Annotated in this window: 10 protein-coding genes and 2 tRNA genes; 10 read left to right on the top strand and 2 right to left on the bottom strand. The window is 45.3% G+C overall.

The features are described from left to right. The first annotated feature begins 18 nt into the window (after positions 1-18). From ACZ42E_RS10590 to rlmH, 10 genes are all read left to right on the top strand, one after another. Positions 19-94 (top strand) — tRNA-Asp (locus tag ACZ42E_RS10590). 24 nt (positions 95-118) lie between these two features. After that, positions 119-193 (top strand) — tRNA-Gly (locus tag ACZ42E_RS10585). 99 nt (positions 194-292) lie between these two features. Then, complete coding sequence (scfA, locus tag ACZ42E_RS10580) at positions 293-436, top strand: six-cysteine ranthipeptide SCIFF (RefSeq protein ID WP_464892285.1); 144 nt, start codon at positions 293-295, stop codon at positions 434-436. Positions 437-522: 86 nt separating this feature from the next. Continuing rightward, positions 523-1929: a thioether cross-link-forming SCIFF peptide maturase gene (gene scfB / locus ACZ42E_RS10575; RefSeq protein ID WP_464892284.1), complete on the top strand. Its 1407-nt coding sequence runs from the start codon at positions 523-525 to the stop codon at positions 1927-1929. Between the two features lie 71 nt (positions 1930-2000). Then, entirely contained in the window at positions 2001-3383 is a 1383-nt protein-coding gene (locus tag ACZ42E_RS10570; protein ID WP_464892283.1) for a peptidoglycan DD-metalloendopeptidase family protein, read from the top strand. An 81-nt stretch (positions 3384-3464) separates the two neighbouring features. Continuing rightward, positions 3465-4370 carry a thioredoxin-disulfide reductase gene (gene trxB / locus ACZ42E_RS10565; RefSeq protein ID WP_464892282.1) on the top strand — a complete coding sequence of 302 codons (906 nt, stop codon included), beginning with the start codon at positions 3465-3467 and terminating at the stop codon, positions 4368-4370. Positions 4371-4439: 69 nt separating this feature from the next. Beyond that, positions 4440-5279, top strand: a complete 840-nt coding sequence (locus tag ACZ42E_RS10560; RefSeq protein ID WP_464892281.1) for a peptidase MA family metallohydrolase — start codon at positions 4440-4442, stop codon at positions 5277-5279. Between the two features lie 17 nt (positions 5280-5296). Further along, positions 5297-6553 carry a UDP-N-acetylglucosamine 1-carboxyvinyltransferase gene (gene murA, locus ACZ42E_RS10555; protein WP_464892280.1) on the top strand — a complete coding sequence of 419 codons (1257 nt, stop codon included), beginning with the start codon at positions 5297-5299 and terminating at the stop codon, positions 6551-6553. A 112-nt stretch (positions 6554-6665) separates the two neighbouring features. Then, positions 6666-7745 (top strand): S1C family serine protease, encoded by a 1080-nt coding sequence (locus tag ACZ42E_RS10550; protein ID WP_464892279.1) that lies wholly within the window; start codon positions 6666-6668, stop codon positions 7743-7745. 18 nt (positions 7746-7763) lie between these two features. Then, the gene (rlmH, locus tag ACZ42E_RS10545) at positions 7764-8243 is read left to right on the top strand and encodes a 23S rRNA (pseudouridine(1915)-N(3))-methyltransferase RlmH (protein ID WP_464892278.1); all 480 of its coding nucleotides are present in this window, start codon (positions 7764-7766) and stop codon (positions 8241-8243) included. Between the two features lie 62 nt (positions 8244-8305). Here rlmH and ACZ42E_RS10540 read toward each other — a convergent pair whose 3' ends face one another. Both ACZ42E_RS10540 and ACZ42E_RS10535 read right to left on the bottom strand, forming a co-directional pair. Next, the gene (locus ACZ42E_RS10540; protein WP_464892277.1) at positions 8306-10303 is read right to left on the bottom strand and encodes a methyl-accepting chemotaxis protein; all 1998 of its coding nucleotides are present in this window, start codon (positions 10301-10303) and stop codon (positions 8306-8308) included. 299 nt (positions 10304-10602) lie between these two features. Continuing rightward, positions 10603-12570, bottom strand: a complete 1968-nt coding sequence (locus tag ACZ42E_RS10535; protein ID WP_464892276.1) for a methyl-accepting chemotaxis protein — start codon at positions 12568-12570, stop codon at positions 10603-10605. Positions 12571-12656 lie beyond the last annotated feature (86 nt).

Here is a 12656-nt window from a genome sequence, read left to right as displayed (position 1 = left end):
ATCTATTGCGAGTGATGCGGAGCTGTGGTGTAGCGGTTAACATGCCGGCCTGTCACGCCGGAGATCGCGGGTTCAATTCCCGTCAGCTCCGCCATTATTTATTGGTGGGATAAAGGATGCGGGAGTAGCTCAGGGGTAGAGCACCGGCTTCCCAAGCCGGGTGTCGCGGGTTCGAATCCCGTTTCCCGCTCCATTATTTTATGTATTATGTATAAGGATGATGATATTAGAAAGGGCAAAAGCATATTCTTTTAAAGGGAATCTTTTATAAAGGACAGGGAGGTTATTTTATATGAAACATATATTTACGGTGGTAAACCCTAATTTAAAAAGAGAATTAAACGCGATAAACTGCCGGGAATGTGCAACTTCATGCCAGTCTGCATGTAAGACCTCCTGCACAGTAGGAAATCAGGTTTGCAAGAATGAAAAATAATATTTAAGGTACATAAAAGGGGGTAATCCCCTTTTTTTTATGCCTTTAAAGGGGCAGGGGAGATTTTAAAAGGAGAGATAAGGGATATGGAAATGCTTAAAGATTACCGTTTTGAAGCTGATGTTCATCTGTATCAATTTGACGGCATGAATATACTTCTGGATGTTAACAGCGGCGCTGTACATCTGCTGGATGATGCAGGCTTTGTTTTTGTAAAGAAGCTGCTTGAGAACAAGGGGGATTTTGCGAAGACATCAAACGAGCTTTCTTTTTTGTACTCTCCGGAAGACATCAGGGAGATAGAAGAAGAAGTAAAACAGAAGATACAGGAAAAAAGCCTTTTTACTGCCCGGCAAAAAATCGAACTTGATTTTTCCGGTATGTATATAAAAGCTTTGTGCCTTAACGTTGCCCACACCTGCAATATGAAATGTACTTATTGTTTTGCCAAGCAGGGTGATTTTGGCGGCCGGCCGGGGCTTATGCCCCTGGAAACGGCAAAAAGGGCGCTGGATTTCCTGGCAGCAAAGAGCGGAGAGGTAAGAAATCTGGAAGTTGACTTTTTTGGAGGAGAGCCGCTTCTCAATTTCGATGTAGTGAAGGAAACTGTGGCTTATGGGCGGGAGCTGGAAAAATTATGGGGCAAAAGATTTAATTTTACTTTAACTACCAATGCCCTGCTTCTTGATGAGGAGGCTCTGGATTATCTTATAAGCCATGACATAAGCCTTATTTTGAGCCTGGATGGGCGCAAGGAGGTTAATGACCGGCACCGGGTTTTGAATAACGGGCAGGGTTCTTATGACCTTATTGTCCCCCACATAATAATGACCCGGGACAGGAAGCCGGCAAGCTTTTATGTGCGGGGGACTTTCACAAGGGAAAACCTGGATTTTGCACAGGACTTCAAACACATTGTGGATTTGGGGATAGATGCCTTATCTTTGGAGCCGGCAGTAGGAGAGGATGAGGTTTTTGCCATCCAGAAAGAAGACCTCCCTTATGTACTCAGGGAATATGAAAATTTAACCCGCCTGCTCTTAAAATATCATGAAGAAGGAAGAGATATTTTATTTTTCCATTATAATCTGGATTTGCAGAAAGGACCATGCCTGGCCAAGAGGATTACCGGCTGTGGGGCAGGCTATGAATATCTGGCGGTAACTCCGGAAGGGGATATTTATCCCTGCCACCAGTTTATAGGCAACCATCTTTACCTTATGGGAAATGTGAAAGACGGGGAGATAAATGAGCAAATAAGAAATATTTTTGCTTCCAACAACCTGAATAATAAAGAAACATGCATGGAGTGCTGGGCCCGCTATTTTTGCGGGGGCGGCTGTCATGCCAACAATTTGCGGCGCAATGGCGACATATCAGTGCCGGATGAAGTATCCTGCATCATGCACAGGAAGAGGATAGAAGGAGCTATTTATTTGGATATAAGGAAAAAGATGGCGAGAGAAAATTTGCTTATAAGGAAGGATTTTTAAAAAATTTGCAGAAATCAATATACTGGGTTTATGTCTTAATTCTGAAATAATAATGGGATGGAGAGTTTTGTATGCAGGAATATATATGGAAAAAGTGGGAGGAATTATATCGGGATAAAAGGTTATTCATCTTAAGCTTGTCAGCGGTTTTTTTAATTTTATTATTTATAATCTGGGGATGGGCGGTAAGGACACCGGCTTATACGGTTTATGCAGATGGAAAGGAAGTTTTTAAAATAAAACATGCAAAAGATGTAAAAAATGTCCTTGCTCTGCTGGAACAGGAAGAAGAGAAAAAATATAAGAAAGATGTGGTTTTAGGAACCAAATTTGATTTCAAACGGAGCTTTGTCAGGAGAGATGAGCTGGTTAAAGAAGATGGTTTAAAGGAAAGGCTGCGTAAAGTGGCTGTTTTCAGCACTGAGGGAGCTGTTATCCTGGTAGACGGCAAAGCAAAAGTATTTCTGGCCAGCAAAAAGGATGCAGATAAGGTATTAAACCGTATAAAAGAAGAAGGGAAGAATCTGGAAGAAGGGGAAAAGCTTCTTTCCATTGCTTTTGAGGAAAAGGTAGAGATAAAGGAAAAGCTGGTTCCCGTAGATAAGGTATTAACCCCAGATGAAGCATACACACTGATAAAGACCGGGACCAAAAGTCCCGAAAAATACATAGTCAAAGAGGGGGATTCCCTCTGGCTTATTGCCAGACAGCACGACATGTATGTAGATGATATAGTGCAGGCCAATAACCTGAAGTCAGAGGACCTGATGCCTGGCGATGAGCTTATCCTGGTAAGGAGCAAACCGCTTATAAATGTTATTGCCCGGGTGGAAGGGGAAAAGATTGAACAGATACCTTATGACACCAAAGTGGTGGTAGACAGGAATGCCCCCTGGGGCGTAAGGGTAAAACAGGAAGGACAGAACGGGGAAAAGAAAGTAGTTTATGTGGCGGTTAAGAAAAACGGCACTACCCAGGATAGGGAGATAAAGGAAGAAACTATCATAAAGAAAGCGGTAGACAAGATTGTTGTAAAAGGAAGCAAGGTCACGATTGCTTCCCGCAGCCGGGGAGGAAGCATAGTAGGGAGCGGGAACCTTATATGGCCGGTATATGGGACTATTACCAGCCCATTTGGAGCCAGAGGGGGGAGACATACCGGGGTGGATATAGCTGCCCGCACCGGTACCCCCATAAAGGCAGCTGACAGCGGAACGGTGATCTTTGCAGGCTGGCAGGGCGGTTATGGGAAGCTGGTCATTATCGATCATGGTAATGGAGTTGTTACCCGCTATGCCCACTGCAACAGCATCTATGTCTCTACCGGCCAGCGAGTAAGCAGAGGAGAGGTAATCGCATCGGTAGGTTCAACCGGAAATAGTACGGGGGCCCATCTGCATTTTGAAACTTTAAGCTATGGGTCATTCCGCAATCCGCTAAGTTTCTTGCGCTAGCTTGAGCTTTAATAACCCCTGACCGTTAAGGTCAGGGGTTTTGCTTAAAATATAAAAATCAAATGGGGAGGGGTTAACTATATGTATGATGTGATAATTATTGGCGCAGGTCCGGCTGGCCTTACAGCTGCCATTTATACCGGAAGGGCCGGGCTTAAGACTTTAGTTTTGGGCGGACAGGTAATGGGAGGGAATGCCGCTTTAACCGATAAAATAGCCAATTATCCAGGGTTTCCCGAAGAGATAGAGGGATTAGAGCTTATGGAAAGATTTAAAAAACAGGCCGAAAATTTTGGGGCTGAGGTAAGAATGGAGGAGGTTTTAAGGATAGAAGATTTGGGAGATAAAAAGAAGGTAGTCAGCGAAGCTGGTGAGTATACCTGCCGGGCAGTTATCCTGGCGATGGGAGCAAGGAGGAGAGAGCTTGGTGCCCCAGGGGAACAGGAGTTTCTGGGACGGGGGGTATCCTACTGTGCCACCTGTGACGGAGCCTTTTTTAGAGGAGTTCCCGTGGCGGTAATTGGCGGGGGCGACTCGGCAGTAAAAGAGGCACTGTATATGGCAGATATAGCTTCCCGGATTTACCTCATAACCATAATGCCTGAATTTACAGCCAATAAAACCGACCTTAACAAAGTGCTGCAGAATGATAAGATCGAGCCCAGGGTAAACAGCGAGGTAGTTTCTATAAATGGAGAAGATCTGGTTTCCAGCATAACCTTGAGGAATACCGCAACCGGGGAAGAAGAAGTCCTGCCGGTGGAAGGGGTGTTTGTAAGCATAGGGCTGGTTCCTGCTTCTGATCTGGTTAGAGACCTGGTCAAAACAGAAGATGGCTATGTAATAACTGATGAAGATATGCATACATCTGTACCGGGGATTTTTGCAGCAGGGGATATACGCAGCAAAAAGTGGCGGCAGGTAGCTAATGCGGTAGGAGATGGGGCAGTGGCAGGAATAGCCGTTGTTGAATATTTAAAGGAATAATACCACTATTTACTTCCCCCTTCCTGGTTAAATCCCTTGTATAATAGGCTTGGGGAGGAGGGGAGAAGTATGCAAAGCTTTGTGCGTTTGGTTGGGGAAGAAAAAAACTGGGGATTAATTGTTATACTGGTTATTTCCCTCCTGGTCCTGGGTTTTAGAAACTTCTCGCCTATTCTGCGGGCAGCAGTTAACCAGGAACTGGCTTTAAAGACCAGGGATTTTAAAACTATAGAAACCGAACATTATATTATAAAATATACCGAACACGATAAAAATTCGGTCCCTGTAGTTGCAAGGACAGCAGAAGAGGCTTATAATGAAGTTTGTGCCTGGTTTGGGACAAAACCTTCGTTCAAGACAACCGTGGTAGTTTATCCGGATACCGAAAGTTTGGCAGCCAGCTTCGGATGGGACAGGGATGAAAAGGCCATGGGGGTATACTGGGCAGGGACTATCCGGATTTTGGCTCCTGAAGCCTATCTTTTGCCGGGTGAAATAGAAGAAAGGTTTAGAAAAGAAGGCCCCATGGTGCATGAATTTGCTCATCTTATGGTAGATGAGATGACGAAAGGAAATTATAACCGCTGGCTGACAGAAGGAATTGCCCAGTATGTGGAGAAAAAAATAACCGGGTTCCAATTTGAAAAGCCTTTTAAAGGAAAAGAGATTAAATATTATGAACTGTCAGAACTAGGCAGGAACTTTGACCGTCTGGATCAGGACATTGCTTACTGGGAGTCTTTGCAGATAATTGAATATATAGCTGGGATTTATGGTGAGGATAAAATTTTTTCCCTTTTGCACTACCTGGGGCAGGGTTATAATTTAAACCGGGCTATTGAAAAAGCCCTGGGTGTTTCCTACGAAGTTTTTGAACAGGGACTTTATGAAAGATGGGAAAAAAATTAGGGCGAGAGGTGTAAACTTTGGAAAATACATTGATTGTAAGGGGAGGAACCCCTTTATACGGAAGCGTCCGGGTAAGTGGGGCTAAAAATGCGGGATTAGTTTTAATGGTGGCTGCCATTATGGCAGAAGGGGAAACTATCCTTGATAATATGCCCCGGATAAGGGATGTAGAAGTCATGAACCTTATCCTGAATGATCTGGGGATAAGGACGGAGTGGAAAGGCAACAACAGCCTGTCCATACAGTCGCCAGCAGGCAGTATAAAGACCAAGACATCTTATGAGCTGAGCCGTATGCTCAGAGCTTCCAATCTTTTTTTGGGGGCTCTGCTGGGGAGAGAAAAAGAGGCAGCCATTTCCCTCCCCGGCGGATGTGATATCGGTTCCCGCCCTATGGATTTACATTTAAAAGGGGTACAGGCCCTGGGGGCGGAAGTAGAGATTGAACACGGATATATTTATGCTGTAAGCAGAAATCCCCGGGGAAATAATGTATACCTTGATTTCCCCAGCGTAGGCGCCACGGAAAATATAATGATGATGGCGGCAAAAACTCCGGGGCATACTGTAATTGAAAACGCCGCCAAGGAACCTGAAATAGTTGACCTGGCCAATTTTTTAAACTCTATGGGGGCCAGAATAAGAGGAGCCGGAACCGATGTAATAAAGATTGAAGGGGTAGAAGAATTAAAGCCGGTACGTTACGCCATTATCCCTGACCGCATAGAGGCTGGAACCTTTATGGTAGCAGGCGCTATTTCCGGAGGAGAAATAGTGGTGGAAAATGTCATACCTACTCACATTTATCCGGTTATAGCCAAACTGCAGGAGGCAGGGGCAGCAGTAAAAGAAACTGAAGAAGGGATACTGGTAAAGGCGGGCAAAAAAATCCGCCCGGTAGATATAAAAACCCTTCCCTATCCGGGATTCCCTACCGACATGCAGTCCCAGATGATGGCCATGCTTTGCCTGGCTGAAGGAACCAGTGTGATAGTAGAAAATGTGTTTGAAAACCGTTTTCAGATAGTGGATGAGCTTAAACGCATGGGTGCTGACATAAAGGTAGAGGGACATACCGCGGTAGTCAAAGGGGTAAAAAAACTTTATGGAACTAAGGTGAGGGCTACTGATCTCAGGGCAGGTGCCGCTTTAATCCTGGCTGGGCTGGCAGCGGAAGGAGAAACTATTATTGAAGAAGCTGTCCATATATTCCGCGGTTATGAAAATATAGCCCAAAAACTGAACAATCTGGGAGCAGAGATAACTATAAGATAGGATGACAAGAAGGCAGGGTTATTTTTATCCTGCCTTTTTATGTTGAATATATATACTCCTCCCCGCTCAAAATAAAGATAGCTGTTTTAACATGGATGTGAGGAGGAGTAGGGTGAAAAGGGAAACCGCCAAAGGTTTTTTATTGTTTGCAGTCTGCTTTTTTCTGGGATTAGGCACTTTTGCCGCTATAAACCACTATTTGCTCCCTTTTAGCAAACCTATTGCAGGGGAAAATGCTCCTCTGGCAGATGGAAAAATAAGCGATGTAGCAAAACTGGTAAGCCCGTCAGTGGTAGGAGTGACCAGCCTCCACAGGGAAAACGATGTTTTCAATCACCGGACCGTAGAAAGTACAGGTTCCGGTGTTATTCTGGACCATGAAGGTTATATAGTAACCAATCATCATGTTATAAAAGGGGCGGAAAAAATTATTGTTACCCTGGCGGACGGCAATGAGGAAGAAGCCAAAATAATAGGAACCGATCCCAAAACCGACCTGGCTTTGATAAAGGTCAAGGTAGACAATCATGTAACCCCCATAGTGTTTGGGAATTCAGACAAGCTTGAAGTAGGGCAGCAGGTAGTGGCTATAGGAAACCCCCTGGGACTTCGTTTTGCAAGGTCAGTAACAGCAGGGGTAATAAGCGGGCTTAACCGGCTTTTGACTACCGAAGAGGGCTTTCCTTTCCGGCTTATCCAGACTGATGCCGCAATAAATCCAGGCAACAGCGGGGGGGCGCTCGTAAATTTAAAAGGAGAGCTTATTGGCATAAATACCATAAAAATAGCTGCTGAAGGCTTTGAAGGCATGGGGTTTTCTATCCCCTCCAACCAGGTCCAGAGGGTAGTTAGGGACTTAAAAAAATATGGAGAAGTAAAAAGGCCGGTTATAGGGATAAGGATTTTATCGGACTTTTCATGCGATGCGGCCCACTTTTTCCGGCTGCCGGCAGATTGCGGGGTAGCGGTGGACCCTGTACCCGGAGGACCAGCTGCCAAGGCAGGTATCAGGAAATATGATATAATAACCAGGGTGGATAACGAATTGGTGGAAAACGGTTTAGACCTGCAGGAGAGAATATATAGAAAAAATATAGGGGACAAGGTAGAAATTGAATTCATACGTATGCCTGCAAATGGCCAGGGAAAAATGCAGCTGCATACGGTTACCGTTACTCTGGAGCAAGATTGATGCAGGGGGAAGGGAGAATTGAAGTACCGCATAATATCGGTAGGCAGAATAAAAGAGCCTTTTTATGCAGAAGGGATAAAAGAATATATAAAAAGGCTTACTTCCTACATCAGTATAGAATGGGTGGAGGGGCTGGAAGAAAAGGTGAGCCCGAAAGCTAAAGAAGCGGAAATTCAGAAGGTACTGGAGAAAGAAGGGGAAAAGATCCTTAATTTGCTGGGAGAGCAGGATTTTGTAGTGGTGCTGGATGTAAAAGGGAAACAGATGACTTCTGAAGAGCTGGCTGATTTTATAGAAGACATAAACTTATCCGGCAAAAGCCGGATAAGTTTTGTTATCGGAGGGGCTAACGGATTGTCTTCCAGAGTAAAAAAGCGGGCTGATTGCCTGTGGTCTTTCTCGCTCCTCACTTTTCCCCACCAGATGGCAGCTCTTATTTTAGCCGAACAGCTGTACCGGGCTTTTAAAATAATTAAAGGAGAGCCTTACCATAAATGATAGATAGGGCGGAATTTTTTGGCATCCAGCAATATGCTGAAGTCTGCCTATCTTTAATTATCCTATATTTTAAACTGCCTTACCTGATTCTGCATCTCTTCCGCCAGGGCAGCCAGGCTGTGGCTGGCTCTGGTTATTTCCTGGATAGCGGCGGTTTGTTCCTCTACAGAAGCTGCTGCTTCTTCAGTTCCAGCAGCATTTTCTTCTGCTATGGCAGAGAGATTTTGGATAATTTCCACTACATGTTCTTTCTTCTGATTCATTTCCTGTTCCAGCTGGGTTACCTGTGCGATTATTCCAGCTGTTTTTTCCACTGCTCTGGCAATGCCGTCAAATTTTTCGCGGGTATCTTCTACGCTGGCAGCCTGAGCATCTACAATCTTCTTGACTTCCAGCATGGTATTTACAGCACTGCTGGTTTTCAGGGAAAGTTCATTTATGATATTTTCAATATCCTGTATGGAATTGGCTGATTCTTCTGCCAGTTTGCGCACTTCTTCGGCGACCACGGCAAACCCCCGCCCGGCATCTCCGGCTCTGGCTGCTTCAATAGCTGCGTTCAGGGCTAAAAGGTTGGTTTGTTCAGCTATGCTTCTTATTACCTGGCTGGCTTTCTTTATGCCTTCAGCGCTCTGGCTGGTTTCCTGAATGACTGTGAAAATCTGGCCGGCTGCCTGATTGCTTTCATCTGTTTTGGAAAGCAGGGTTTTTAGGACTTCCAGCCCTTCATTCTTGAGTTTTTCGACTTCTTCTATGCTCTTTATAAGTTCCAGAATATTCAGGCTGCTGGCTTCAATGATACTGCCCAGGGCAGCTATTTCAGCAGCTCCTCTTTCGGTGTCCTGGGCCTGGCTTACCGCCCCTTTAGTTATTTCCTCAATAGTGCGGGCGATTTCTTCGGCGGTTCTGGCAGTCTGTTCGCTTACTGCCGTCATTTCCTGCGAGGAGGCAGCCAGCTGTTCGGAAGCCTGATTGATACTTATTAAAGTGCTGCGGAGCCTGACGGTCAGTTCCTGGAATGCCCGTGCCAGGTCCCCGATTTCATCCTGCCGTTTAAGGAGGTTTCCCGGCATATCTTCAGAAAGGTCCAGATTGGCAAAGTGCCGAGCCTGTTTTATAGCGCTTAAAATGGGGGAAGTGAAAAGGCGGCCCATGCCGAAACCAATACCTGCGCCCAGCAGGGAGAGGATCACGGTCAGGATAAGGATATTTCTCTGCAGTTTGTAGGATTCCGCAAGGATTTCATCTTTGGGGATGGATACGGCTATAAGCCAGCGGTCGTGGTTGTCCATGGCATTGTAAGCCATTAATATGTCACGGCCGTTAAAATGATATTCCCGGGAGCCTCTTTGTTTTTGGAGCGCTTCCCTGATCGCATCAGCCAGCTCCCGGTATTCCGGCTTTTGAGCAGCTGCCTGTATGGGGTTAAACCTGTTCTGCACCAGCTCCCAGCTGGGATGAGCGATGCAGGTGCCTTCATTATTTCCAATGTAGATATAACCGTTCTGCCCGAATTTTATGCCTCTTACCATGTCGGATAACAGCCGCCCATCTTTAAATCCCAGGAATAATCCTATAATTTGGCCATCGCGCTTTACGGGAACGGCTATGGCCAAATCATGGGTGCCGGTGCCTTTGTTCACAACATAGGAAAATGAAGGTTCTCCAAGGGAAGCGTTTTTAAAATAGCTGCGATCGCTTATATTGGCAGAGGTTTTGGATTTGTTAAAAAGAAAGGCATTTCCATCAAGATCGCTGAACCCGAAATATTTAAACCCGGTGCGTTCCGCTTCTTTTTGCAGGATGGAGACTTTTTCTTCCCAGGGAGTGCTGTCGGTAATGATGTCTCTTTCCGAGATGGCTTCCAGAATAGCGGTATCTTTTTCTAATTTGCTTTTTATTACCTGAGCAATCTGGTCAGCCACCATAAGCATGGAGTTTTGAGCGCTTAGAAGGGATGATTTTTTGCTGGAGGAGATGGCGATGATTCCAAAAATAATGCATATGATGATGATTGTGCCTGTAGAAATAAGGATAAACCGGGTGCGCAGGGAATTCATCTTTTATTACCTCCTAATTTATTAAATATGGCTTTTGAAGTCGGGATAAATATATTTCCCGTATGGTTTCCGTGGGGTGACTGCTGAATAAGAGAGTAAAAGGCAGGTGCAGTATTTGCTGAAAAACTTTTAAATTAAAAAAATAGCGGCAGATAATGCTGTGAAGCTGCAGATCAATCAGCATTTTGCCAGGAAAATTTCCATTCTGATTTTATTATAACTAACAGAAGCAAAAACTGGAAGACAAATGAGAAAGAAGAAAAAGATTGCTTTATTTTAAAGATATGCCAGGAAACTTGTTATACGCGGAAAACAGAGGCTTCTTCCCGCAGCTTTTTGGCTTCTGAAAGGAGCCTGCCGGCATGTTCGGAGATAAGCTGGATAGAAGCGCTCTGTTCTTCGGTAGCTGCGGCGGCTTCTTCAGTTGAAGCAGCATTTTCTTCCGCGATGGAGGCCAGGCTGGAAATAGTGTCGGATACTTCAAGGGTGCTCTTATTTATTTCTTCTACCGCAGCTGCAATCTGCTTGATCTGGGCGGCTATTTCCAGGGTTCTTTCTTTTATCTGGTCAAAGAAGGTTTTCACTTCCTGTACGGATTTTTCCTGACTGCCGGCAAGTTTCTGGGTTTCTTCCATCTGCTTGACCGCTCTTTCCGTGCTTGCAAGGTTTTCCTGAATAAGAGAAGCGATTTCGCGGCTGGATCTGGCGGTTTCCTCAGCCAGCTTGCGCACTTCGTCGGCAACTACGGCAAAACCGCGCCCCTGCTCACCGGCACGGGCGGCTTCGATAGCTGCATTTAATGCCAAAAGATTGGTCTGTTCAGCAATAGAACTTATTACCTCAACAATCTTTTCAATCCGTTTAGATTTTTCTGCCAGCTCCTGGATGCTGGAAGCGGCCAGAGAAGCTGCCTCCATATTTTGGCTGGTTATGGCCAGCTGCTCTATGACAGCCTGGAATCCTTTCTCGACTGCTTCCTGTGCTTTATCGGCCAGCAGGGTGGAGTTTTGCACATTATCAGCTATTTTCTGCATTGATTTGTGGATATTTTCTATCATAAAGGCACCTTTTTCCACTGCTTTGGCCTGTTCGGAGGCTCCCTGAGCCAGATCGGAAACCGTGGCAGCCAGCTGCTCGGAAACCTGGGTAGCCTCCCGGGTGGAGTTTTCCATTTCCACTGCTGATTTTTCCACTTCAAAGGTGGAAGCGATTATTTTTTGCACAAGGCTGCGCAGGCTGGAGCTTATATGGTTAAAAGAGTCAGCCAGCTGTTTGATTTCATCATTGCCACCAAAATTTACTGCAACTGTAAAATCTCCGGAAGCAATGGCTTCTGATTTTCTGGATAGTATATTTATAGGCCTGGTTATCCGTTCAGCTACGATAAAAGTGGCGGCCAGGGCCAGCAAGAGCATGATGAGGGCAAAAATTATATATTTTGCCTTGAGTTTGGAAAGTTCCGCATAAGCCGTTTTTTCCGGCAGCATCACGGCTAAAGTCCAGCCGGTGGAAGGAATCTTCTGGTGGACGACAATCATGTTTTCCCCTTCTATGTTTTCATTAAGCTTGCCCCGGGGTGTATTAAGGAGATTTTCTGCTATATGCTTATAATGCTGGGTTTCGGATATGTTTTTGCCCAGGAAATCCTGGCTGGGATGGGCAAGGAAGGTGCCTTTCTGGTCTAAAAGAAAAGCAAATCCATGATTATCGATATTTATTTTTTTAACCTTTTCGGTCAGGGTGTTGAGCAGTATGTCTTCACCCAGCACGCCGCGGATGGAGCCGTCCCGGTTTCTTATAGGGATACAGGCTGATACGACAAAATGTTTGGTTATTAAATCGATATAGGGTTCAGAAAAAGTGAGCTTGCCGTTTTGTGCCGTCTGCTGGTACCAGACGCGTACAGTGGGGTCATAGTCAGCGGGGGGAACCCAGTCGCCTCCGTCCAGAAAGCTTTTGTCGGCAAAACCTATGTAGATGTCGGAAATATCCGGGTCATTTTTGAAAACCTGCAGATATGATTTGGGGATAGGCTGCTCTCCGAGGGTGTTTTCGATGGTGGGAGCCAGGGTAGCTACAATCTGGGCTTTCTGCATGAGCCAGCCGTTGAATTCGCTGGTGCTCCCCTCCACTTTGGCCAGCATCTGGCTGTCGACATTTTTTATAAGCTGGCTTCTGGCAGAGGAATAGCCCAAATATGATATAATAAGCAGCACCAGCACAGTAAGTGATACGAAAATGGCGATAAGCTTGCCTTTCAGCTTCATAATTCACTCCTCCTTCGTATACCTGCCTGAAACGAAAGTCCTAAAAAGTATTTAGACCTAATATTCTGCAAAAAAGTATATATTCC

The organism is Thermosyntropha tengcongensis, from assembly GCF_055381335.1.
Note: the sequence above shows the minus strand (reverse complement) of the source record. Positions and strands in the feature narration are given on the sequence as shown.

Coding starts and splice junctions, on each gene's coding strand:
- trxB (WP_464892282.1), top strand. CDS start 3,465: ATGTATGATGTGATAATTATTGGCGCAGGTCCGGCTGGCCTTACAGCT.
- scfB (WP_464892284.1), top strand. CDS start 523: ATGGAAATGCTTAAAGATTACCGTTTTGAAGCTGATGTTCATCTGTAT.
- ACZ42E_RS10570 (WP_464892283.1), top strand. CDS start 2,001: ATGCAGGAATATATATGGAAAAAGTGGGAGGAATTATATCGGGATAAA.
- scfA (WP_464892285.1), top strand. CDS start 293: ATGAAACATATATTTACGGTGGTAAACCCTAATTTAAAAAGAGAATTA.
- ACZ42E_RS10540 (WP_464892277.1), bottom strand. CDS start 10,303: ATGAATTCCCTGCGCACCCGGTTTATCCTTATTTCTACAGGCACAATC.
- ACZ42E_RS10535 (WP_464892276.1), bottom strand. CDS start 12,570: ATGAAGCTGAAAGGCAAGCTTATCGCCATTTTCGTATCACTTACTGTG.
- ACZ42E_RS10560 (WP_464892281.1), top strand. CDS start 4,440: ATGCAAAGCTTTGTGCGTTTGGTTGGGGAAGAAAAAAACTGGGGATTA.